Annotated in this window: 1 protein-coding gene; it reads left to right on the top strand. The window is 65.3% G+C overall.

What is annotated here, in order from left to right:
- Positions 1 to 611 (top strand): AMP-binding enzyme (locus tag A5681_RS24375; protein ID WP_156738136.1); only part of this gene is annotated, 611 nt, incomplete at both ends.

Below are 611 nucleotides of genomic sequence, written 5' to 3'. Positions count from 1 at the left end.
CCGGTGCCGGTGGGTGTGGTCGGTGAGTTGTATGTGGCGGGTCGGGGTGTGGCGTGTGGGTATGTGGGTCGGTCGGGGTTGACGGCGGGGCGGTTTGTGGCGTGTCCGTTTGGTGGTGCTGGGGCGCGGATGTATCGGACCGGGGATGTGGTGCGGTGGGGCGCTGATGGGCAGTTGCGGTATTTGGGTCGCAGTGATGAGCAGGTGAAGGTTCGGGGTTATCGGATTGAGTTGGGTGAGATCCGGGCGGCGTTGACGGCGTTGGCTGGGGTGGAGCGGGCGGTGGTGCTCGTTCGGGAGGATCGGCCCGCCGACAGGCGTTTGGTTGCCTATGTCACCGGTGGTGCCGATGCGGCTGATGTTCGGGCGCGGTTGATTGATCGGTTGCCGAGTTATCTGGTTCCGGCCGCGGTTGTCGCGGTTGATGAGTTGCCGTTGACCGCTAACGGCAAGCTGGACACGCGTGCGTTGCCCGCGCCGGATTATCAGGGCGTTGAGCGTTATCGGGCTCCCGGTGATGCCGTCGAGGAGATCCTGGCCGGAATCTATGCCCAGGTGCTCGGCGTCGAGCGGGTCGGCATCGACGACTCCTTCTTCGACCTCGGCGGGGA

The sequence above is a fragment of the Mycobacterium scrofulaceum genome, assembly GCF_001667885.1.
Lineage (GTDB): Bacteria > Actinomycetota > Actinomycetes > Mycobacteriales > Mycobacteriaceae > Mycobacterium > Mycobacterium scrofulaceum_C.
The sequence above is the reverse complement of the archived record's forward strand: the minus strand, read 5'-3'. Positions and strand labels throughout refer to the sequence as shown.